General features: G+C 67.8%; 18 protein-coding genes. 5 read left to right on the top strand and 13 right to left on the bottom strand.

All coding sequences use genetic code 11. From position 1 onward, the window contains the following. Positions 1-11: 11 nt before the first annotated feature. From AC3A6P_RS06830 to AC3A6P_RS06820, 3 genes are all read right to left on the bottom strand, one after another. Complete coding sequence (locus AC3A6P_RS06830) at positions 12-473, bottom strand: MSMEG_3727 family PQQ-associated protein (protein WP_487689973.1); 462 nt, start codon at positions 471-473, stop codon at positions 12-14. Between the two features lie 192 nt (positions 474-665). Then, positions 666-2,861 carry a catalase/peroxidase HPI gene (gene katG / locus AC3A6P_RS06825; RefSeq protein ID WP_487689970.1) on the bottom strand — a complete coding sequence of 732 codons (2,196 nt, stop codon included), beginning with the start codon at positions 2,859-2,861 and terminating at the stop codon, positions 666-668. Positions 2,862-2,879: 18 nt separating this feature from the next. Next, positions 2,880-4,274: a LytTR family transcriptional regulator DNA-binding domain-containing protein gene (locus AC3A6P_RS06820; protein ID WP_487689968.1), complete on the bottom strand. Its 1,395-nt coding sequence runs from the start codon at positions 4,272-4,274 to the stop codon at positions 2,880-2,882. 533 nt (positions 4,275-4,807) lie between these two features. On the opposite strand from AC3A6P_RS06820, the gene AC3A6P_RS06815 reads away from it, so the two are divergent. Continuing rightward, positions 4,808-5,920 carry a dipeptidase gene (locus AC3A6P_RS06815; RefSeq protein ID WP_487689965.1) on the top strand — a complete coding sequence of 371 codons (1,113 nt, stop codon included), beginning with the start codon at positions 4,808-4,810 and terminating at the stop codon, positions 5,918-5,920. On the opposite strand, the gene AC3A6P_RS06810 is transcribed toward AC3A6P_RS06815, so the two are convergent. Further along, positions 5,886-7,136: a glycosyltransferase gene (locus AC3A6P_RS06810; protein WP_487689962.1), complete on the bottom strand. Its 1,251-nt coding sequence runs from the start codon at positions 7,134-7,136 to the stop codon at positions 5,886-5,888. The two genes, AC3A6P_RS06815 and AC3A6P_RS06810, sit on opposite strands and share 35 nt — an antisense overlap. Before the next feature lie 122 nt (positions 7,137-7,258). Between AC3A6P_RS06810 and idi the strand changes: the two genes are divergently transcribed. Continuing rightward, the gene (idi, locus tag AC3A6P_RS06805) at positions 7,259-7,804 is read left to right on the top strand and encodes an isopentenyl-diphosphate Delta-isomerase (RefSeq protein WP_487689960.1); all 546 of its coding nucleotides are present in this window, start codon (positions 7,259-7,261) and stop codon (positions 7,802-7,804) included. Between the two features lie 28 nt (positions 7,805-7,832). Here idi and AC3A6P_RS06800 read toward each other — a convergent pair whose 3' ends face one another. The 5 genes from AC3A6P_RS06800 to AC3A6P_RS06780 all read right to left on the bottom strand — a co-directional run bounded on the left by AC3A6P_RS06800 (position 7,833) and on the right by AC3A6P_RS06780 (position 14,786). Further along, positions 7,833-8,780 (bottom strand): phytoene/squalene synthase family protein, encoded by a 948-nt coding sequence (locus tag AC3A6P_RS06800; protein ID WP_487689957.1) that lies wholly within the window; start codon positions 8,778-8,780, stop codon positions 7,833-7,835. A 160-nt stretch (positions 8,781-8,940) separates the two neighbouring features. Further along, positions 8,941-11,166 (bottom strand): MMPL family transporter, encoded by a 2,226-nt coding sequence (locus AC3A6P_RS06795; RefSeq protein WP_487689954.1) that lies wholly within the window; start codon positions 11,164-11,166, stop codon positions 8,941-8,943. Beyond that, positions 11,118-12,683, bottom strand: a complete 1,566-nt coding sequence (locus AC3A6P_RS06790) for a glycosyltransferase family 39 protein (RefSeq protein WP_487689951.1) — start codon at positions 12,681-12,683, stop codon at positions 11,118-11,120. Before AC3A6P_RS06790 ends, AC3A6P_RS06795 begins: the two co-directional genes overlap by 49 nt. A 25-nt stretch (positions 12,684-12,708) precedes the next feature. Next, positions 12,709-13,671, bottom strand: a complete 963-nt coding sequence (locus tag AC3A6P_RS06785; protein ID WP_487689948.1) for a helix-turn-helix transcriptional regulator — start codon at positions 13,669-13,671, stop codon at positions 12,709-12,711. A 203-nt stretch (positions 13,672-13,874) separates the two neighbouring features. Beyond that, the gene (locus tag AC3A6P_RS06780) at positions 13,875-14,786 is read right to left on the bottom strand and encodes a LysR family transcriptional regulator (RefSeq protein ID WP_487689945.1); all 912 of its coding nucleotides are present in this window, start codon (positions 14,784-14,786) and stop codon (positions 13,875-13,877) included. A gap of 127 nt (positions 14,787-14,913) precedes the next feature. On the opposite strand from AC3A6P_RS06780, the gene AC3A6P_RS06775 reads away from it, so the two are divergent. Beyond that, positions 14,914-15,636: an SDR family NAD(P)-dependent oxidoreductase gene (locus tag AC3A6P_RS06775; protein ID WP_487689942.1), complete on the top strand. Its 723-nt coding sequence runs from the start codon at positions 14,914-14,916 to the stop codon at positions 15,634-15,636. A gap of 1 nt (position 15,637) precedes the next feature. Beyond that, complete coding sequence (locus AC3A6P_RS06770; RefSeq protein WP_487689940.1) at positions 15,638-15,997, top strand: Cif family virulence factor; 360 nt, start codon at positions 15,638-15,640, stop codon at positions 15,995-15,997. Positions 15,998-16,025: 28 nt separating this feature from the next. Here the strand turns inward: AC3A6P_RS06770 and AC3A6P_RS06765 are convergent, their stop codons facing one another. The 3 genes from AC3A6P_RS06765 to AC3A6P_RS06755 form a co-directional block, all read right to left on the bottom strand. Continuing rightward, complete coding sequence (locus tag AC3A6P_RS06765; RefSeq protein ID WP_487689938.1) at positions 16,026-17,207, bottom strand: acyl-CoA dehydrogenase family protein; 1,182 nt, start codon at positions 17,205-17,207, stop codon at positions 16,026-16,028. Next, entirely contained in the window at positions 17,194-18,336 is a 1,143-nt protein-coding gene (locus tag AC3A6P_RS06760; protein WP_487689935.1) for an acyl-CoA dehydrogenase family protein, read from the bottom strand. The genes AC3A6P_RS06765 and AC3A6P_RS06760 overlap by 14 nt, the downstream gene beginning before the upstream one ends. 71 nt (positions 18,337-18,407) lie before the next feature. Further along, positions 18,408-19,022 carry a TetR/AcrR family transcriptional regulator gene (locus tag AC3A6P_RS06755; RefSeq protein WP_487689933.1) on the bottom strand — a complete coding sequence of 205 codons (615 nt, stop codon included), beginning with the start codon at positions 19,020-19,022 and terminating at the stop codon, positions 18,408-18,410. Positions 19,023-19,164: 142 nt separating this feature from the next. On the opposite strand from AC3A6P_RS06755, the gene AC3A6P_RS06750 reads away from it, so the two are divergent. Then, positions 19,165-19,593 carry a nitroreductase/quinone reductase family protein gene (locus AC3A6P_RS06750; RefSeq protein ID WP_487689931.1) on the top strand — a complete coding sequence of 143 codons (429 nt, stop codon included), beginning with the start codon at positions 19,165-19,167 and terminating at the stop codon, positions 19,591-19,593. A 37-nt stretch (positions 19,594-19,630) separates the two neighbouring features. Here the strand turns inward: AC3A6P_RS06750 and AC3A6P_RS06745 are convergent, their stop codons facing one another. After that, complete coding sequence (locus tag AC3A6P_RS06745) at positions 19,631-21,016, bottom strand: alpha/beta hydrolase (protein ID WP_487689929.1); 1,386 nt, start codon at positions 21,014-21,016, stop codon at positions 19,631-19,633. Between the last annotated feature and the right edge of the window lie 141 nt (positions 21,017-21,157).

Below are 21,157 nucleotides of genomic sequence, written 5' to 3'. Positions count from 1 at the left end.
GTTGTTCCTTCCTAGGGACGCGGCTGATCGGGACGGTCGAGACGGGCCTCGGGCGGTACCTCGCCGAGAACGACGATGGCGGCGGTCAGTCCCCGTCCCTCGTCGTTGCCTCCCGGTGAGCTGTACCAGTAGTAACCAGGACCATCGAGGTTCAGCTTCGCCTTGCCCTTCGAGTGATTCAGCAGCCAGATGAACTTCCTGTCACCGTTGCACGGGAACAACGCCGCGTGGGTGTTCTTGTCATCGTTGATGACCGTGAGCTCGATGTCACCGCCATGGGGCATGACCAGAATCATTGGATCCCAGACGAGTTCGTCCTCTTTGATCCGGATGGTGGCTTCCATGATGCCGTCGGCACGTTCGGTGGCTTGGCCTATGGAACCGGTACCCAGGACCCGGCCCAGAGCGGCGTGATTCTGCCTGTCCAAGCCGAGCTCATGCAACAGGTCAGGGTGTTCTTGAGCGATCGTCATCGGATCTGACCTCCTTGTGGTCACGCTGTCGGTTGGGCTGCGAATTTTATTGGCGCAGCGCAGGATTGCCGCCCGCGCACGTGGTGGGGCCTGCAACACCCGGTACTGTATTCCGGTTCGTACCCGGCGTACAGGCATGACCGCCGAGGCGTCACACCGCGCCGTTCGCACGGCGGATCGTGCCGTTCGTGGTCAGGCCGGGCCGAACAGGTCGAGAGTCATCACCTTGTCCCACGCGGACACGAAGTCGCGGACGAACTTCTCCCGCGCGTCTTGGCAGGCGTAGACCTCCGACAGCGCGCGCAACTCGGAGTCGGCGCCGAACACGAGGTCGACACGACTGGCTGTCCACCTGAGCTCGCCGGTGTGGCGGTCGCGACCGTCGTAATCGCCGGTGGTGCGGGGTACCCATTCGGTATTCATGTCGAGGAGATTGACGAAGAAGTCACTGTTCAGCTCACCCGGTGTCGAGGTCAACACACCCAACGGCGATCGGCCGTGGTTGGCGCCGAGCACCCGCAGGCCACCGATCAGCACTGTCATTTCACGTGCGGTCAAGGTCAGCTGGCTCGCACGATCGACGAGTAGATGTTCTGCCGGCAGCCGGGTGTGGGCGTCGACGTAGTTGCGGAAGGCGTCTGCGGTCGGTTCGAGCGCCGCGAACCACTCGACATCGGTCCACTCCTGTGTGGCGTCGGTACGTCCCGGCCGGAACGGGACCTCGATGTGGTGACCGGCGCTGGCGGCGGCCGCCTCGACCGCTGCGCAGCCGCCGAGGACGATCAGATCCGCCAGCGAGACCCTCCGGTCACCCTGTTGAGAGTTGTTGAAGCGCTGTTGGATTCCCTCCAGCGTGGCGAGCACGGGGCCCAGGCTGTCGGGATCGTTGACCGCCCAGCTGCGTTGCGGTTCCAGGCGGATGCGGGCGCCGTTGGCGCCACCGCGTTTGTCGCTGTTGCGGTAGGTCGAGGCCGACGCCCACGCCGTGCCGACGAGCTGCGATACCGACAGCCCGGAATCGAGGAGCTCCGTCTTGAGCACGTCGATGTCGTGGGCGTCGACGAGTTCGTGATCGACCTCCGGCACCGGGTCCTGCCAGATCAGCCGCTCTGACGGGACCAGCGGCCCCAGGTAGCGCTGGATGGGCCCCATGTCGATGTGGGTTAGCTTGAACCAGACGCGTGCGAAGGCGTCCGCGAGCTGGTCCGGGTTCTCCAGGAAGCGCCGCGCGATCGCCTCGTAGCGCGGGTCCTCCTGCAGCGCCAGGTCGGTGGTGAGCATCGTCGGGGCATGGGTCTTGGCCGGGTCGTGGGGGTCCGGCACGGTCCCGGCCCCGGCACCGTTGCGCGGCACCCACTGCCAGAGCCCGGCGGGGCTCAGTGCCACCTCCCACTGGTAGCGGAACAGGGTCTCGAGGAAGCTGTTGTCCCACGACGTCGGGGTGGGTGTCCAGATCCCTTCGAGCCCACTGGTGATGGTGTCGGCGGCGTTGCCGGTACCGAAACGGTTCACCCAGCCCAGGCCTTGTGCCTCCAGCGGTGCGTCCTCGGGCTCGGGACCGAGCCAGGTGCCCGCATCGGCCACCCCGTGCGATTTGCCGAACGTGTGGCCACCCGCGATCAGTGCGACGGTCTCCTCGTCGTCGAGTCCCATCCGCCGGAACGTCTGCCGCATGTCACGGGCGGCGGCCCTCGGGTCCGGCGACGTGCCCGGGCCCTGGGGATTGACGTAGATCAGTCCCATCTCCGCGGCCGCCAGCGGTTCCTCGAGATCCCGGACGCCACTGTGCCGTTCGTCGGCGCACCAGGTGTCCTCGGGACCCCAGTAGGTCTCGTCGGCCGCCCAGACGTCCACCCGGCCACCGGCGAAGCCGAATGTCTTGAACCCCATCGATTCCAGTGCGCGGTTGCCCGCGAAGACCATAAGGTCGGCCCAGGAGATCTTCCGGCCGTGTTTCTGCTTGACCGGCCAAAGGAGTCGCCGCGCCTTGTCCAGGTTCCGGTTGTCCGGCCAGCTGTTCAGCGGCGCAAACCGCTGCATTCCGGCACTCGATCCGCCACGTCCGTCACCCACGCGGTAGGTGCCGGCGCAATGCCAGGCCATCCGCAGCACCAGCGGTCCGTAGTGACCGAAGTCGGCGGGCCACCAGTCCTGTGTGGTGGTCAGCACCCGGTCCACGTCACGGGCCAGTTCATCGAGATCCAGTGCCGCGAAAGCCTTGGCGTAGTCGAAGTCCTCGCCCCACGGATCAGGTGCGCGGGTCAGGATGCTCAGGTCTACGCGGCCGGGCCACCGGCCGGGCTGACCGGCCGGAGTGCCGCGCCGCCGCAGCGCGACGACGGTCTGGTCGTAGGTCCTGTCGACGTAACTGTCAGGGTTCCCAGGCATGGGACTCCTTTCCGAATCTCACACGCCCAGCACGTGCCGTACCCCGCGAGCGTTGCGCCGCGACACCGGCACCACCGTGTTGGCACTGTCGTCCATGACCAGGACCAACTCACCCCGGTCCCGGCGTTCGACCTCCCGGACACGGCTGAGGTTCACGACGTACTGGCGGTGTACCCGCATGAATCCCGAGTTGGCCAGTTCATCGTCGAGTTTGTCCAGGCCCGACGCGGCTGCCCGCAGCCGGCCCTGATCCGTGGACAGCCACACCTCGTTGCCGTCCGATTCGGCCAGGGTGACCTCCGCCAGCCGCAGCAACACCATCCGGCTGTCGCGGATGCCCACCACTCGGCGCGGCGGGCCTTGAACATGCGGGCCCACCTCGGTATCCGGTAGTGCCTCGCCGTCGGCAGCTCCGAAGGTGATCAGGTGTCCGATCAGGTTGCCGTACTGGAAGACCGGCCGGATTCGGATCGGCGACGGCTCGTCGGCGAGGTGAGTGAAGATCTGGGTGCTGCCGACCCAATCCGGGTGCTGGCCGGCCTGCTTGCTGGCATACCGGGCGGCGTCGACGAACGCGGGTAACCGTGGATTCCACCGCACCGCCGGATTCACCGCCGCGGCGTTGCCGGGCACGCCCAGGAGCACACTCGCCGTGTCGTCGGCGATCACCACCTTGCCCGCGGTGTCGACCACGGCCAGCGGCTCCGTGGACCGCATCCGGGCGTGGTTGTACGCGGCGAGCAGTTGCGTTCCACTGTCGCGGGCGCGCATGCGCAGACCGCTCTGGGTGTGAGCGGCGGCATTGGACAGCCACCCCCGCGCCGACGCCGGCAGCTCACTGCGCCAGCAGGAGATGTTCAAGACCGCGATCGGTTCCTTGTTCACCACGTCGCGCACCGCGACGGCGACGCACGTCCAGTCGTGAAAAGCCCGGCACCAGTGTTCTTCCCGCCGGATCACCACGGGGTGCTGCGTTCCGAGCGCGGTGCCCATGGCGTTGGTGCCCACCGCGCTCTCGGACCAACAGAACCACGGCGCCAGGCTGGCCTCGGCGGCGATGGAGCAGGTGGTCTTGTCACCCCACTCGGCCAGGATCCTGCCGGTCGCGTCGGCGACGGTCACGATGCCACCGAAACTGGCCACCTCGTGGACCATGGCGGCGGCACGGAAACCGAGCTCGGTGAAGATGACATCGTGTTCGATCGAGTGGGCGACTTCCGCAACCGCCGCCGGTGCTTCGGACAGATACGGGTCCACGCGATACAGATCGCGGCAGCGATGCCAGGAGATCGCGACTTCGGGCCGCACGCCGCGGATATCGTCTTCCCCTTGCACAAAGCGTTCCCACGCACCGTAGATCGCAGCCGCGTCCGCACTGCGGGACACCGGTTCGAGTCGTTGCACACCTGTCATGGAGAACCGCCTTCGGCCGGCTGGACACTGCGGGGGCACCTCACCGACCACTCGTCACGTTCGCCTCGATCTTCACATATCTTTGCGCACTCCAAGGCTTTTCGGGGAGCTGCCTCGGCACCGGAGGTGCCGCACGCCGACAGGCCTGAACCGTGACGGCGGCGTGACACCTTTGCCGCGAATTCGGCTCGCGCGCTGGAGAATATGCTCACGCGCGCACGCGTTGTTGCCGCGAACAGCGACGGCCGCCGGCGGGCAACTTCTCCAAGCGCCCGGACCGCGCCATCGATGGGCAGTTGTGCACCAGGCGATGGCTTCGGCGAACGCCTGAGCCCGGCAGACCGTCACCGGCACGGTTAGCGGTTGCCTCACGCCCCTGCTGTTCCTCTCCGCACTGCCCGCGCGGGGGGGTGCCATGCGTTTGCACAACGCGGGCGTCGGGCCACGCACGCCACTTCCCTGCCGGCGAGGGGATTCCCGGTGCACTCGCAACGGTTGTGCGTGCCGAGCCCGCCGGCGCACACTCGATTCCGATGCTGATCGACGGTCACAACGATCTGGCCTGGGCGATGCGCCAGTTGTACGGCAACAACCTCGATGCCGTTGACCTGACGTCGTTGGTGCCCGATCTGCACACCGACCTCGAGCGGCTCCGGGCCGGCGGGGTCGGCGGGCAGTTCTGGTCGGTCTACGTCTCGCCGGAGCTCTTCGACGGGCCGGCGGCGGTGACCGCAACACTCGAACAGATCGACTTCGTGCGGCGCCTCGTGACCCGCTACCCGGGCCGACTGGTGCTGGCGACCACCGCGGACGAGGTGCAGGCTTCCGGAGACCGCATCGCTTCGCTGTTGGGGATGGAAGGCGGCCATTGCATCGACGGGTCACTAGGGGTGCTGCGCGCGATGCGCGCCTTGGGCGTGCGGTACCTGACGCTGACCCACAACAAGAACGTGCCGTGGGCCGACTCTGCGACCGATTGTCCTGTGCTGCACGGACTCTCGCCCTTCGGGGAGGCCGTGGTACGCGAGATGAACCGGCTCGGGATGCTCGTCGACCTGTCGCACGCGTCTGCCGACGTGATGCGGCACGCACTGCGCGTGACCGCGGCGCCGGCGATCTTCAGCCACTCCTGCGCCCGTGCGGTCTGCGACCACCCGCGCAACGTGCCCGACGATGTGCTCACGGCCCTGGCCGCGAACGCCGGCGTCTGCATGGTGACATTCCTGCCCGCCTTCCTCTCTCCGGCGGTCGCGCAGTGGCATGCCGAAGCCAACGCCGAGGCTCGGCGCCGCGGGCTGCACAAACACGACCCCGCCTACGACGCCCTGATGACACAGCTGGCCAGACAGTCGCCACCGCCGGTCGCCACGGTGGCCGACGTCGTCACGCACATCGAGCACGTTCGCGAGGTCGCCGGCATCGACCACGTGGGTGTCGGCGGCGACTACATGGGCGGCGAGGCCATGCCCGAAGGGCTGGAGGACGTGTCGGGGTATCCGAGGCTGTTCGCTGCCCTCACCGACCGGGGATGGTCGCGCGCCGACCTGGACAAGCTGGCCGGCGACAACATCCTGCGCGTGCTCCGGGCGGCCGAACAGGTGGCCGACGACCTCACCCGCCGAGCCCCCGCGCCGATGTTCTCCTGAGCAGGTGTTGTTCCACGATGTCGGCGCCGCGGCGTACTCCGCCGGTCGCGGCGAAACCTTCCGCCACCGCGGACGCCCCGTCGGTCATCGTCATCGCGTCGTTGATCGCGGCGCGCAGCCGCGGCGTCGTGAGCCGGCGCGCCGGTAGCCGAATACCGCAGCCCGCGACCTCCACCCGCCGCGCGACCTCGAACTGGTCGCGTCCGAAAGGAACCACGCAGACCGGGATTCCGCGGCTCAGGGCTTTCTGAGTGATTCCCATACCGCCGTGGGTGACGACACAGACCGCGCGTTCCAGCAGCAACGAGTGCGGCACGAACTGCGTCAGGGTGGCCCCGGGCCGGCGCCAGGCGGCGCCGACCGGCCGCGTCGGGGACGTGGCCACCAGGTGTAGCGGCTCGCCGTCGAGCGCTTCGAGGGCGGTGTTGACCAGCCTCTCGTCGGCTTGCGGCACCGACGACGTGGTGACCAATACGATCGGGTCGTCGATCTCGTCGAGCCACGCCGGCGCTTCGGCCCCCACCGGATCGAAGGACGCCGGACCGATCAGTTCCACCGACGGACCCCAGTCGGTGTGCGGGTACTCGAACGGCTTGCCGGTGGCAACCAGCACAGCGGGTGCCCGGCGCAGCAGCGCGTCGGCGGACCGCACCGCCGGCACACCGAGGGCGGCCCGGACCGGGTCCATTCCGTCACGGAAGGGCTTGTCGAACACCCTGCGGGTGACCAGCCCGACGCCCCAGTCGCGAATCCGTCCCAGCGGACCCGGCCACGGCCTGGCCCCGGCGCCGAACGGCGGCGAGCCCGGTGAGCGCAGGTACGGCATGAACGGCGAAAGGACCACCGATGGAATCCCTTTGGCCTCGGTGAAGGACATCGCCCCCCAGCAGTTGGAATCCACCACCACCAGGTCCGGGGAGACATCGGCCATCGCCCGTGCGAGATCGCCGACCTCAACGGCGGCGCGCCGGGCGAGAACCCGGACGGTCTCGGTGGCCGCCCGGAGCACACCACCCTCGGTGGCGTCGTTGTGCAGCGCTTCGATCCGCGGATCGACCGGCTCGGCGGTGAACCCTTGCTGGCGGCACAGGTCTACACCGCCGGCCAGGGTGCGCAGGTGGATGTCGTGGCCTCGGTCCGACAGCTCGGCGAGCAGAGCACAGAACGGGTACAGGTGGCCCAGTGCGGGCGAGGTGTAGGCCAGGATCACCGACACTGCGCACCCACTTCATTCGTGCTTGGTTCAGTGGCGGTACCAATCCGGGCGGGCGCCGGCCCCGAATACGGCAGTGATACCTGCCCACAGGGGCGTTCGGATTTCGATGAGCGGTGGTGGACATGCGCGTGGCCGACAGCCCGGAATTGGTGGTACTCCTCGATGACGAGGGTCAGGACATCGGTTCGGCTCCCAAGTCCGAGGTGCACCACAGCTCGACCCCGCTGCATCTGGCGTTCTCCTGCTATCTGTTCGACGACTCCGGGCGGGTGCTGCTGACCCGGCGGGCACTGCACAAGCGCGCGTTCGCCGGGGTCTGGACGAACTCCTGCTGCGGGCACCCCGGCCCGGGCGAGTCCCTGCCCGACGCCGTGCACCGGCGGGTGCGCGAGGAGCTGGGCGTCGGCGTCGACCGGTTGCGCTGTGTGCTGCCCGACTTCAGGTACTACGCGGTGGCAGCCGATGGCGTGGTGGAGAACGAGGTCTGCCCGGTGTTCACTGCGCTGGCGGTGGGGCCGGTTCGCCCGGCCGCCGCCGAGGTGATGGACCACGCCTGGGTGCCGTGGGAAGAGCTGTGCACCGCGGCCGCCCTGGGCTGGGCCATCAGCCCGTGGGCGGCACTGCAGGTTCCGCTGCTCGACAAGGCAGGGGCGGGGCGCCGCCGGTGAGCGCCCGAGGCCGACAAGCGTCATCGAGTCACCCCGCCTCGCGCCGGAGCCGGGCTGCCCACGCCTTACCGAAACCCACGGCGGCCACCGCCACACGCCGGCGCCGTCCCACCCGCGCCCGGCGACCGAAGATCTCGAAGTCGATCGCTTCGATCCGGGCCAGGATGTCGGAGTACAGGGTCAACGCCGCCGAGACACACGCGCGTGAACGCGGCGCCAGGGTGTTGATGCCGGGACGGGCCTGGGCGTAAACCGCCCGGGTGATCGCGTGCTGGTCGGCCAGCGCGGCGCGGACGCGGCGGTCGGTGCGCTGGTGCCGCTGACACCACGTCAGGAGTTCCCGGTCGACGCCGTGGGCAGCCAACTCGTCGGCGGGCAGGTACACCCGCCCCCGGCGCAGGTCTTCGTCGACGTCGCGCAGGAAGTTGGTCAGCTGGAAGGCCTTGCCGAGCGCCGCGGCGTACGGCGCGGCGTCTTCGCGGGGACCCACGCTGCCCAGCACCGGCAACAGCTGCAAGCCGATCACCTCTGCCGATCCGTACATGTACCGCTCCAGCGCGGCCCGGTCCGGATAGTCGGTCACCGTCAGATCCATCCGCATCGACGTCAGGAAGTCGTCGAACAGCTCCCAGCCGATGTCGTAGGTATGCGCGGTATGTGCGACGGCGGCCAGCGCCAGATCGTCGGCGCCGAGGGCTCCGCCCGCCAGGACAGCGCCCAGCCGGTTGGACAGGTGTTGCAGCTGCTGGCCGCGTTGGGCCGTGTCGAGATCGCTGTCGAAATCGTCGAGGATGTCGTCGGCGCTTCGGGCGAACCCGTACAGGGCGTGCACCGCAGGACGCTGTTCCGGCGCCAGCAGCCGGGTGGCCAGGAAGAACGTCTTGCCGTGCTGGGCGTTGAGGGTGCGGCAGTACTGATAGGCCTCACGCAGGTCGGGTGCCCGGATACCCGCCGCGTCCAGTTCGGAGCTCATCATGGGCGCAGCCTCGGCTCACCCGGCTGCACGTCGACCTGCTCACTGATCCTCACACCCCGACTCCTCGTCTTTGTCGACTCCGTCAATGAGCATTCGGAACCCGTGCCGGATCGGATCGGTTCAGGGCTCTACAGAGTTCTCCGCGACGGGCGGCCCAAACTCATTCCGGGCGGGCAAACCGCCGCAACGGCCTCGGTGACCACCAGTTCCACCTGCCCAGCAGATGCATGAATGCCGGCAGCAGCACCATCCGCACCAACGTGGCGTCGACCAGGACCGCCAACACCAGGCCCACCCCGAACATCCGCATGAACGACACCTGGGCGGCGATCAGGCCGGCGAAGGAGATCGCCATGATCAGCGCCGCCGCGGTGACAACCCGTCCCGTGTAGGCCAGACCGAGGATCACGCTGCGGTCTTGATCGGCGACCGCGCCGGCACTTTTCGACCAGAACTCGCGGATACGGGCCAACAGGAACACCTCGTAATCCATGGACAGCCCGAACGCGATGCCGAACAACAAGACCGGAATGGTGGCCACCAATGTGCCGGTGGGTGTCGTCCCGAACGCGCCGAGGTGGCCCTCCTGGAAGACCCAGACCAGGGCACCGAAAGCCGCGGTCAGCGAAAGGGTGTTCAAGACAAGCGCTTTCAGGGGCAGGACAACGCTGCCCGTGAGCACGAACAGCACCACGAAGATCACCACCGCCATGAGGGCCAGCACCAAGGGCAACCGTGAGGCGATGGCTAGCACGCTGTCACGGTTGGTCGCGGCCGCACCCGTGATGGCGACGTCACGCCCCCCGGGGCCGGTCAGCGCGCGCAGAGTGTCCAATTGCGTCTCCGACGCCTCCGAGAACAGCGGCGCCGAACCGGCCACCGTCAGGTAGGCACTGCCGTCCCGGACGTCGGTGCCACCGGCCCGAGGACCGACCTGGCGCCCTTGCGCGAACGTCCCGGTGGGCGCATACACCGCCACGACCCCGGGCACCCGCGACGCCGCGGCCGCGTAGCGCTCCCACTCCGCCGGAGTCAGTCCCCGCGCATCCGCCACGACGGCGACGCTCTCGGTCCCCGACTGGCCGGGGAACTGCGCCCGCAGCACGTCACCCACCTGGTGTGCGGACGCCGAGGCAGGCAGCACACGGTCGTCGGGATTGCCCCAGTTGGCGCTCAGGAACGGCAGGCCTGCAACAACGAGAAGCGCGGCGCCCGCCAGGCCCAGGACCCCCGCATGGCGGATGACGAACGCGGTGCTCCGGTGCCAGAAATTCTGCTCGGGGCGCCGGCCGCGGTGGCGGCCCCGCGGGGTGCCGATGCGGGCGCCCAGGACAACGATCAGCGCCGGCGTCAGCACCAATGCCGCCAGCGCGCACAACATCACCGTCGCGACGCCGGCGTAGGCGAACGACCGCAGAAACGGTATGGGGAACACCACCATCGTTGCCATCGACAGGGTGACGATCAGCGCCGAGAACACGATGGTGCGTCCCGCCGTACCCATCGTGGTCCGCACCGCCTGGTCACGATCGGCGCCGCCGGCGATTTCGTCGCGATAGCGACTGAGGATCAGCAGGGTGTAGTCGACTGCCAACGCGAATCCCAATGCGGTGGTCAGATTCAGCGCGAAGATGGACACATCGGCAAACACGGTGATGCCACGCAGTACCGCCAACGAACCCGCTATCGCGGCGGCGGCCACCACCACCGGCAACGTCGCCGCGAGCAATCCGCCGAATACCCACACCAGCACCAGCAGGCTGAGCGGCACGGCGATGGATTCCATGATCAGCACGTCGTGCAACGTCTGGTCGGTGATCTGGGCGAACACCATTGCCGATCCCCCGGCCTGAACCGTCACCTCGGGAAAGTCAGGCAGCACGTCGGCGTTGACGGCCTCGACGAGACCCTGCCCGTATCCGGGCGCTCGGCTCTCACCCCCGCGCAGGTCGGCGACGATCAGTCCGGTCCGGCCGTCGGCGCTGTAGAGAGCGTCGGCCACGGGTGGCGGCGAGGTCCACGGGGAGATCACGCCGATGACGTTCTGGCTGTCCTCGATCAGTTCCACCATCCGTCGCCCCGCGGATTGGGCGTCGACGCTTCGAGGTCCATCGCCATGGCTGACGACCAGTACCAGCTGCACATCGCCTTTGCCGAAGACCTCTGACAGGAGGTGATTGGCGCGCGCGGATTCCGCCGCCGGGTCCTGGAAACCACCTGCGGTCAGATGCGCGACGACGGGCACACCGAGGACTGCGGCGGCCACCGCCGCCAGGGCGGCGACGACCAACACGCGTCGGGGCACATGGAGAGCCCACCGCGCGAAGTCCTGCACCCTCACTGCGCGCGGACCGCCTGAACCACCTGGCTCTGGTTGAACCGCCATTCGTGGACGACTCGAAGACCGAGTTGCGGCGGCTCCCTGTGGTAGTCGGTGACAATCCACACCACCGAGCAGCTGCGCAGCGCGTTCACCTGATCATCGGCCGGAAGTCTCGAGCTGAACAGCGAATCATTGTCTGTGGCCTCCTTTTTCGACCCGACGTCGACCAGGCCATCGCGGTGCTGCAGCCGGGTGCCGTCGATGCCATCGGCCGCCGACGCACTCATGGCGCCGTCGAGCAGCAGGCAGTCGCCGGGGGCGGCACGCTCCGCCAGCAGGTCGGCAACCTGGCTGTAGTCCGATCCGTACTTGGCGAACGGTGAGCGCTGGGCAAGGTAGTTCGGCACCGCCGCCACCCCGATCAGCACGAGAAGCGCACCGACGCGCCAACCGTCGCGGCCCACCACCACGACACAGAGCCCGATCAGCAGTGCCGCGGCCGGGGTGGTGAACGCCAGATAGTGGGGCTGATAGATCGGCCGCACCACCACCGAGTATCCGACGAGCACCGCAGTGGGCAGCACAATCCAGGCCGCTGACACCTTCACCAGAAGCCGCGGATCCGGGCCGATATCCGCCGCACGGCGTCGCTTCCACACCGCCAGCGCAGCGAGGATGACGATGACGCTGATCAAGGGAACCACCCGCGCCCACGCCTGCATGGCCACCGCCAGCTGCTCGGCGGTGAACGCACGCTGGTCAGGGCCCACCGCGCGCACTCTGTCCGAGTACACCGAGGGGAAGTACTGCTCGGCGAAGATCTGCCCGGCCGTCGCTGCGCTGATCGGCCAGATCCAGCTGACCTGCGACTGCTGAGGTAGCAGCGCGATCATCAGGGGCACGACGGCCAGCACCGCCGCGGCCGTGGAGGCCACCCACGCGAGCAGCGTCCGGCGCGGCGGCGCCATTCCCGCCACCGCAACGGCGTGCGCCACCAGCAACAGCACCACCACCACATTGGCGATGATGGACAACGCGAGTGCCAGACCGTAAGCAACCCAGAGCCCTCTGGCGCGGCCGCGGACCGCGGCGACGAGCAGCACCGTCAACCACACCGCACATGCCATGGTGAGGGCATAGGGCCGGGCTTCGACACCCGCCCAGGTGGTGCGCGGCAACAACACGAAAACCACACCGGCGCAGATACTTACGGACCGACCGGAGAGTTGCCTGCCCAGCACCACCACCCCGGCGGCTGCCGCGCCCACCATCACCGCGCTGGGCAACCGCAACCACGCCTCACCCGGCGGCGTCAGCAACAACCAGCCGTGCATCGTCAGGTAGTACAGGGCGTGCACGGCATCGACGTGCTGCACCAGCGCCCAGAGTTCGGCCAGCGGGCGGCTGGAGGCGGTCACGGTTGCCGCCTCGTCGACCCACAGCGACGGGCGCCCCACCCCCACCACACTCACGACGAACGCGAGGACCCCGATCAGTAGGGCGTCGGCTCCTCGTGCTGCAGCGCCGCCGATCGGTTCTCCCCCATCCGGCCGCACCTCATCAGCATTACAGACCGGCATCGTCGCTTCCGTCGGACCCGCAGGCTCACGTCCTGAGCGCGCCGCCGTTCAAGGTGCGGCGTGGCGACATGCCGTAGGTCAGCCGGTAGTAGTGGGCAAAGCGACTCTGGTGCGCAAAACCCCACCGGTTGGCTATCTCGGCGACGGTGCACCCCTCGGGGCTGGCCCGCTGCAGATCCCGGTGGGCGTGATCGAGGCGCACTTTGCGCAGGTACTGCATGGGGGTGCAGTCGAGGTGGCGCCGGAACAGGTACTGCACACCGCGTGGGGTCATGTGCACATGAGCAGCGATATCGGCCAACGACATCGGCAGGTGGGCGTTGTCGTCGACGAAGGTGATGGCCCGGCGCAGGGCGGCGGTGGAGGCGTCGTGGCGGTCGCAGTGGCTTGGTTCGGTCTGAGCGGTGCTGGGGAATGCAGCCAGGACCAGGCTCGCCAGCATCTGCGCGCCCGTGTCGGCGACCAGCCCGAACTCGTCGACGCCGGCGCCGGCGAGGGCGTGCTTGCGGAGATAGTCGATGAAGGCGCTCAGGCGCGTCCCCGCTTCGGGTGAGAGGGGTCGGTGGCTGGTCAGTCGCACCGAGCGCTCGACCGGCCCCGCCGACGGAGCTGCGATGCGGTCGAGTTGCCCGGGCTCGAGCATGGTGGCGTCGTAGCGGGTGTGGTGCAGTTGTCCGCTGTAGGGGCTGTCCGGCGGGGCCAGCAAGGCGATGTCACCCGGGGTCAAGACGTCCTCGACCCGGTCGAAGCGGGTGTCGAGGCTTCCGGAATGGATTCGGCACACGCAGATCCGCCCCAGCGGCTCGACGTAGAAATCCATGTCGAAGTTGAAATCGAGTTCGTCGACATTCACCGGTCCCATCCAGTGCCGTCGTATCCGCGTTTGCGGCGCCGGGTGGTGCCCGCCGATCTTCAGCCGGGTGTATGCCTTGACGAGGAAGTCCTGGGTCTCGGACAGATCGGTACTGTCGAAGCTGAGATCATCCACAACTGCACCCTTCTCGCAGTCTGCGTCCACGCCGAGCATCCCCCTCGAGGCGCACCAGGTCCACCATCCCGCCAGACTCTTAGGGAAATGTCATCACCGGCGCGCGAATGACTGCAGATGAATCGAAGTGGTTGCGCTGCAGGCAAACCGTGATGATGCTGGTCGCCATGCTCGCGATGGCGCGGCCTCATCGTGCCCGCAACTCAGCGGTGCGGGTCGCCCGCAGGCAGCCACACTCCGGGTTCGGTCAGTCCCGGTACGTCGACACCCGCCGTGAAGGCCTCGATCACGGCATGTACCAAGGGGTTCGGCTCACCTTGGCGCCACACCAGGGACCACGTCCACATCGGGCTCGGGTGCTGCACCGGCCGCCGGGTCAGGTCCGGCGGCGTTGCGTCGTTCTGGCCCTTGGGGTTGTTGAGTAGCGGACGTCGGAGGCGCCGGACGTGGTCGAAGAAGGTCGAGCCCGTCACTCCCCCGTCCTCGACCCGAACCACCTGCGCACCCGATGCCGCGGCGAACTGCTCGGCGAATCTGTTCCACGACGACCAGCTCGACTGGTCGGAATCCACCAACACCGTCAGATCCCGTGCGTCAACGGGTGAAGAATCCGGCCCGGCACTCAGCGCGTAGAGCCGGTCGGCGCCGGCCAGTCGCGCCTCGAGTGCCAAGGCCTGCAGGTCCGCATGCTCGACCCAGCAGATCGCGAGGTCCAGGCTGCCGTCCGCGACGCGGGCGGCTTGGGCATGCGAGGGCATGACCCAGGTGTCCACCCGCAACTGCGCCACACCCGCGGCCCGCTCGGCCCAGTCCGTGGGGCACCACTGTACGCACCCGATGCGGACGGGCTCCGACGTCGCCAGACCCTGGGCCTGGCGCCGCAGCTCGTCGGCCTGGCCGATGAGGGCCCGCGCCCGCGGCAGCAGCGCCGAGCCGGCGGCCGTCAGCGCCACCGAGCGCCGGTCGCGGTCGAACAGCTGCACCTTGAGGTCGCGCTCGAGCGCCTTGATCTGTTGTGAGAGTGACGGTCCCGCGATGCGCAGCCGTTCGGCCGCGCGCCCGAAGTTCAGCTCGTCGGCCACCGTGACGAAGTAGCGCAGCTGTCGCAGCTCCACACCGGTCAGCGTAGTGCAGTAGGAGCTTGTGCCTACCAGTAGCGAGGTGATTGGTCCCTGGGCCGGGGATTGCCGGCCGGCTGACGGCGCGTTCTGCGGTGCAACACCAACTGAAAGGAACACGGACATGACATCTGCACCCCGCGTCGCACTCATCACCGGCGCCTCACAAGGAATCGGCGCCGGTCTGGTGGCCGGCTACCGCAAGCTCGGCTACGCCGTCGTGGCGAACTCCCGCACCATCGCGGCCGCTGACGACCCGATGGTCCTGGCCGTACCGGGTGACATCGGGCAACCCGGTGTCGGCGGGCGGATCGTCGACGCGGCGATCGAACGCTTCGGGCGGATCGACACCCTGGTCAACAATGCGGGCATCTTCATCGCCAAACCGTTTGTCGACTACAGCGACGACGACTATGACGCCATCACCGGAGTGAACCTCCGTGGGTTCTTCGAGCTCTCCCGTGCCGCTGTGGCCCGGATGCTCGAGCAGGGACCCGATCCCCGGGGTGGCCACCTGGTCACCATTTCGACCACTCTGGTCGAACATGCCAACTCAGCGGTGCCGTCGGCGCTGGCCTCGTTGACCAAGGGTGGTCTGAACGCGGCGACCCGTGCGCTGGCCGTCGAATACGCCACGCGCGGAATCCGTTCCAACGCAGTGGCTCTCGGAGTCATCAAGACACCGATGCACCAGCCGTCGGAATACCAGGCCCTGGCGGCACTGCACCCGGTGGGCCACCTCGGCGAGGTAGCCGATGTCGTCGACGCGGTGCTCTACCTGGAGAACGCGCCGTTCGTGACCGGCGAGATCCTGCACGTCGACGGCGGCCAGAGCGCGGGGCATTGACATGTCCGCCGCGGAGATCCTCGTCAGCGTCCTGGACGAGTGGAAGGCCGGGATCGACACCCACGATCCCGGCCGGGTGGCCGCCGCGTTCACCGAGGACGTGGTGTTCCAAGGCCTGCGCCCCTACGGCGTGGGCAGACACGCGGTCGCCCAGTACTACGGTTCTCAACCCGACGGGATGACGGTCGCCTACCGGGTCCTCGAAAGCCGTAGTCCGGCAGATGATGTCGTATTCGGTTATCTGGCCGCGACGTTCAGTTACCCGGACCGGCCCGCAGTGGAGCTGGCCATCGGCGTGGTGCTCACCCGGGTTGGCGGCCGGTGGCAGGTGGCCCAGTACCAGGCGTCGCGGGTGGTGTAGAGGTGACAACCCTCCTTCGGGCCCTCCGTCAGCCTTGATCGTGCGGCAGTTCCCGGAACGGCCGGTCATGGTAGGGATCGGGCTCCCTGGGCAGACCGAGCACCTTCTCGCCGATGATGTTGCGCTGGATCTGGTCGGTGCCCCCGCCGATCGAGGTGAAGTAGGCGTTGAGAGCGCGGAAGGTGGTGGCGTCGCCCAGTGGGTGCTCGGGGCCTTCCAGCATGGATTCCGGACCTGCCAGGTCGGTGTACACCCGTGCTGATTCATGCAGGATGCGTGACATCGCGATCTTGCTGAGTGACAGCACCGACAGGCGCTCGGCTTGGCTGGCGGTCGACTTCGACCGGGCGAGGTTCCAGCGATTGACCGCCTGCAGCGCTTCGATACGGGCGATCGCCTGGCGCAGAACCGGATCGTCGAAGCGGCCCAACCGGATTGCCAGATCGCGAAGGCTCACCTTGCGTACGTCGTCTTCGGTGGTCGCCCTGCCGCGGTCGGTGCGGGCCGAGCCGCCCATGATCGCGCGCTCCAGGCCCAAGGCGAGTTGCAGCGTCGCCCACCCCGCATTGACATCGCCGATGCGGTCGCTGTCGGCGACTCTGGCGTTGTCGAGGAAAACTTCGTTGAACTCGGACTCACCGGTGATCTGGTGTATCGGATGCACGGTCACACCGGGTTGTTTCATCGGCAACAGGAAGAAGGTCAGTCCGCGATGTTTGGGTACATCGACATCGGTTCGGGCAACCAGCATGCCGTAGTCGGCCTTCTGCGCAAATGAGGTCCAGACCTTCTGGCCGTTGACAATCCACTGGTCGCCGTCGCGCACAGCGCGGGTGCGCAACCCGGCCAGGTCCGAACCCGCGCCGGGCTCGCTGTAGAGCAGGCACCCGCGCAGCTGTCCACGTAGGAAACCACCCAACAGCCGGGTTTTCAGATCCTCGGATCCCGCCGCGTGCACGGTGGCCGCCCACAGGTTCATCCGGTCCTGTCCCGATCCCGGTGCGCCCACTCTCTCGAACTCGGCTCGTACGGCGCGTGATTCGTCCTGACCGAGTCCGCGGCCGAACCACCTCGGTTCCCAGCTCGGAGCAGCCCAGCCCGCCGTGACCACCCGGTCCAGCCAGTCGGCCCTGTCGAGCGCGGGGTCCCAGTTCTGCTGCAGCCAGGCACGTACCTCGGCGATCACGCCAGAGGTATCAGGGTCGGACATGCGGGCCTCCTGTGCTGCTTCGCTGCAGATAGGTTTCACGGTGCAGCGCCGGATCGCCCAGCAGTTGGGCATCGGTGCGCGCGCGGCGCAGGTACAGATGTGCGGGATGCTCCCAGGTGAACCCGATCCCGCCGTGCACCTGAATGCCCGTGGCGGCAACGCTGAGGTATGCCTCGGCGCAGTACGCCTGTGCCAGAGCAAGATCCGCACCCGCGCCCGGGCGCTGCCGGTCGAACGACTCGGCGACGTGCCGGGCTGCGGATATCGCCGATTCGGCTTCCAACAGCATGTCCGCACACATGTGCTTGACGGCTTGGAAACTGCCGATCGCCCGGCCGAACTGGAAGCGGGTCCTGGCGTGGTCGACGGCCAATTGCATGGCCCGGCGCGTGCCGCCGGCCTGTTCGCTGATCAGCGCCACCGCTGTCAGATCCAGGGCCGCAGCCAGGACCGAGGTCCCTGTTCCCGGCGCCCCCACCGACCGAGCGGGAGTGTCTTCGAGAACGATCGAATACTGTCGCCGGGTTTGGTCGACTGTCTGCAGCGGCGTCACCGTCAGTCCGGGTGCGTCTGCGTCGACTCGGAAAACCCCTGGCCCGTCCGGGCTTTGCGCCAGCACGTAGATGACGTCGGCACTACCTGCGTCCAGCACATAGGACTTCTGACCCGTCAGCTGCCAGCCGGGGTCACCGGTGCGGACCGCTCTGGTGCCGATGCAGTTGGGCCGGGCGGATGCCGGTAGGACGGTCTCGGCGAACGCAACGGTCGCGATCACCTCCCCTGAGGCGATGCCGGGCAACACGGACTGCCGCTCCCGGTCGTCGGTGCTGCAGTTCAGCACGTGGGTGCTCAGCACGGCGGTGGCCAGGAAGGGGCCGCCCATCAGGGCAGCACCCATCTCCTCCATGACCACACCCATGGCGACGTGCCCCGCGCCGCCACCGCCGAACTGCTCATCAATCAGCAGGCCCGGTAGTCCCATCTCGGCCAGATGCCGCCACAGCTCGCGGTCGTGTCCGGTGTCGGTGGCCATGGCGGCGCGGACCTGCGCCTCTGAGCAGTGCTTGGCCAGCAGCTCGCGCGTCGTCACCCGCAGTGCATGCAGTTCTGCGTCCAGAGCAGCCGTCATGATCTTCTCCTCGGATGGCTCGACACGAGATTAACAGACGGAATCCGGCTGATATCCGCGGAAGCCGGTCGTCACTGCAGCGGGGTGGCGGCACCGGCCATTGCCGCGCGGACCAGGTGGTCGCGGAATTGTGGTAGCCGCGAACGCATCTGGGCCCGTAGCTCCCGCGGCGTCGTGACGATGTGGTTCTGGATACCGCCGATCACCATGTCGATCATCAACGTCGCGGCGGCGGTGGACGGAACGTCACCGCGTTTCAGCGCGCGCCGGCCGATCCGCCGGCCTGCCAGGACGAGGGTGCGGTAGTAGTCATCCGAGGCCTCGCGGACCTCGGGGTGATGCAACCGGTCGACGAGCACCTGATGCAGCAGATTGCCGTACGGGCCGGTCAAGTGCGCGATGTACAGGTCCGCCATCGCCTCGAGGTCTCGCCGCGTGTCACCGGTGTTGATGTCCTCGAAGTACAGCGAGCGTGCCACCAGGACCTGCGCCAGCAAGTGCACCCGGGTCGGCCAGCGCCGGTAGATGGCGGCCTTGCCGACCCCGGACTGACGGGCCAGCGCATCGACCCGGAAGCCATTCCAGCCTGCCTGCGAATACAGCGCAGCCGCCGCGTCATAGACGCGGTTCTCGATCTCCGGGTCGCGGGGGCGGCCCCGGCGACCGCTCTCCGATGTCACAGCCATCAACGCATCGTGGCACTTGCTCCGGTGATGCCGCAGAACAACCCCTGCCCACGAGCCGCCCGCACTTCGCCTCGAAGGAGGGCGCGCCGTCGTAGGGTCAGCATGGCCGTACCACCACCACGCAGACGGGAGTGTCACCACCATGAGCGCACCGGACGACTGGAACACGCAGATAATCAACGAGTTCCGGGCCAATGGCGGACGCGTCGGCGGGAACTTCGAGGGTGCCCCGATGGTCCTGGTGCACCACACGGGCCGCAAGACGGGTAAACAGACCGTCACGCCGATGATGTACCTGCCGGATGACGACAACCCGGACGTGATCTACGTGTTCGCTTCCAAGGCCGGGGCGCCCACCCACCCCGCCTGGTACCACAACCTCACCGCGACGGGCAGCGGTGAGATCGAACTCGGTACCAGCACCCACACCGTGGCCGTCACCGAGATCACCGGTAGCGACCGTGACCGCATCTACGGTGAACAGGCCCGCCGCTACCCGGGCTTCGCCGAGTACGAGAAGAAGACCGCCGGGGTACGCACCATCCCGGTGCTGGCACTCACCAAGACCTGAACGCAGGCACACCGCCGGTCGCGCTTCCTGGCCCCGGTCACACGGATTGCGGGTGCACTCCCAGGGCGTCGTAGATCCCGGGTAGTTCGGCCTGCGCCTCCGGCAGGAAGTAGAAGACCACCCAATCGTGGATCAGGCCCTTGCGCAGGACAAACGTGACATTGCTGTCACCGGCGGCCTTCTGCTGCAACCTCAGGGTCTGGAACGTGATCTGGTCCAACGAACTCGAATACACCGTGGTGGGCGGAAGACCGTCGAGGGAGCCGAAGACCGGGCTTGCCAGCGGATCGGTGGGATCGAGGCCGGCGAGCCAGGCGACGCGGTTCTTTTTGCTGACCTCCGGGTCCAGGAGCGGGTCGTCGAACGGCAACTCGGTGTACGGGTCGTTGCTGTCCAGTGACGGCGACAGGAGCACGAGCCGACTGGGCATCGAGTCGGACTCCGCCTCCCCCTTCCTGATTCGCGCGGCCTGGAGTTGCAGGGCCGCCAGCGAGATGCTGCCCCCGGCGGAGTCACCCAGCACACTCACATTCGGGGCGCCGTACGCGCGAACTTCCGAGGCGATGCGGTTGGCCATCACCGGGACGACGGTCGCGGCGGTGCCGCCCTTGCCGATGACGGGATACACCGGCACGACGACGGTGGCGCCGGTGTCCCGCGCCAACTGGTGATAGGTGAGGTAGGTGAAAATGTTCGCCTCCGAGGTGAAGCCACCGCCGTGTACGGCGATCACCCGCTCGCCTGTCGGCGCCTCCGGTGTGATGACCCACTCGTCCCACGTGGCCCCGCTCGGCTCATCGACATACTGCCGTTTCGTGACATCCGTGCCCGGCATCAAGAACGTCGGCGGCGTTCCGTCGGTGAGGAAGGGAATCTGGAAGGACGGGGATGCGAGATTGAAGGGAATGCCCAGCGCCTCCGTCACCGCAGTCACGACCCGCAAGCCTGTGACCAGAACCTGATGAGCAAACGAGGGCTGCCCTGTATAGGCGTCTTCCCAGTCGGGGGCAATGTCGTAACCCGGGGTGGGCGTCTGTGGAATGGTTGCGGCGTCAACGGCACCACTGGCCACCTCCGATGCGGAGATCCGCTGCGCAGCAGGCGCATTGCGGTCAACAGCCTCCCGGCGGGCATGAGCCAGCATGCTCAATTCGACCACCTCGCGCAGAGGTGCGGGGTCTGGAGCTGGGTCGGTCAGCGCAACTGGCACCTCATCCACCTGCTCGAGAACAACCTCCGTGCCCGGTTTCGGCGACGGCAGGTCACGGCTGCTCTCACGGTCTGAGCGACGGTTCTCCGAGGCCGTTGGGCGCTTGGCGCTCTCGGACGACGTCGACGTATCGTCGTCCGGGCGGTTTGCACCCGAACGCACCGTCTTCCCGGAGTGCTCACCACCGTCGTCTTCTGCAGAAGAGCGCTTCACCGGTCCCGCACCGTTGCGCGGCTTGGATTCATCTGAACGCGAAGACGTTTCGCGTTCAGATGCAGATTCTTTGGTCGAGGAATCGGAGTCCGCCCAGGAAACGGCGGTCGCGGTGTAACCGCCCACTACGGCAGTACCGAT

It is taken from the genome of Mycobacterium sp. Soil_C_30 (assembly GCF_057656995.1).
Note: the sequence above shows the minus strand (reverse complement) of the source record. Positions and strands in the feature narration are given on the sequence as shown.

Bases quoted from the DNA above. Each gene is read 5' to 3' on its own strand.
- AC3A6P_RS06765 (WP_487689938.1), bottom strand. From the start codon at position 17,207: ATGTCCGACCCTGATACCTCTGGCGTGATCGCCGAGGTACGTGCCTGG.
- AC3A6P_RS06800 (WP_487689957.1), bottom strand. From the start codon at position 8,780: ATGATGAGCTCCGAACTGGACGCGGCGGGTATCCGGGCACCCGACCTG.
- idi (WP_487689960.1), top strand. From the start codon at position 7,259: ATGCGCGTGGCCGACAGCCCGGAATTGGTGGTACTCCTCGATGACGAG.
- AC3A6P_RS06795 (WP_487689954.1), bottom strand. From the start codon at position 11,166: ATGGCGGTTCAACCAGAGCCAGGTGGTTCAGGCGGTCCGCGCGCAGTG.
- AC3A6P_RS06760 (WP_487689935.1), bottom strand. From the start codon at position 18,336: ATGACGGCTGCTCTGGACGCAGAACTGCATGCACTGCGGGTGACGACG.
- AC3A6P_RS06815 (WP_487689965.1), top strand. From the start codon at position 4,808: ATGCTGATCGACGGTCACAACGATCTGGCCTGGGCGATGCGCCAGTTG.
- katG (WP_487689970.1), bottom strand. From the start codon at position 2,861: ATGCCTGGGAACCCTGACAGTTACGTCGACAGGACCTACGACCAGACC.
- AC3A6P_RS06790 (WP_487689951.1), bottom strand. From the start codon at position 12,683: ATGCCGGTCTGTAATGCTGATGAGGTGCGGCCGGATGGGGGAGAACCG.
- AC3A6P_RS06770 (WP_487689940.1), top strand. From the start codon at position 15,638: ATGTCCGCCGCGGAGATCCTCGTCAGCGTCCTGGACGAGTGGAAGGCC.
- AC3A6P_RS06750 (WP_487689931.1), top strand. From the start codon at position 19,165: ATGAGCGCACCGGACGACTGGAACACGCAGATAATCAACGAGTTCCGG.
- AC3A6P_RS06775 (WP_487689942.1), top strand. From the start codon at position 14,914: ATGACATCTGCACCCCGCGTCGCACTCATCACCGGCGCCTCACAAGGA.
- AC3A6P_RS06830 (WP_487689973.1), bottom strand. From the start codon at position 473: ATGACGATCGCTCAAGAACACCCTGACCTGTTGCATGAGCTCGGCTTG.
- AC3A6P_RS06755 (WP_487689933.1), bottom strand. From the start codon at position 19,022: ATGGCTGTGACATCGGAGAGCGGTCGCCGGGGCCGCCCCCGCGACCCG.
- AC3A6P_RS06820 (WP_487689968.1), bottom strand. From the start codon at position 4,274: ATGACAGGTGTGCAACGACTCGAACCGGTGTCCCGCAGTGCGGACGCG.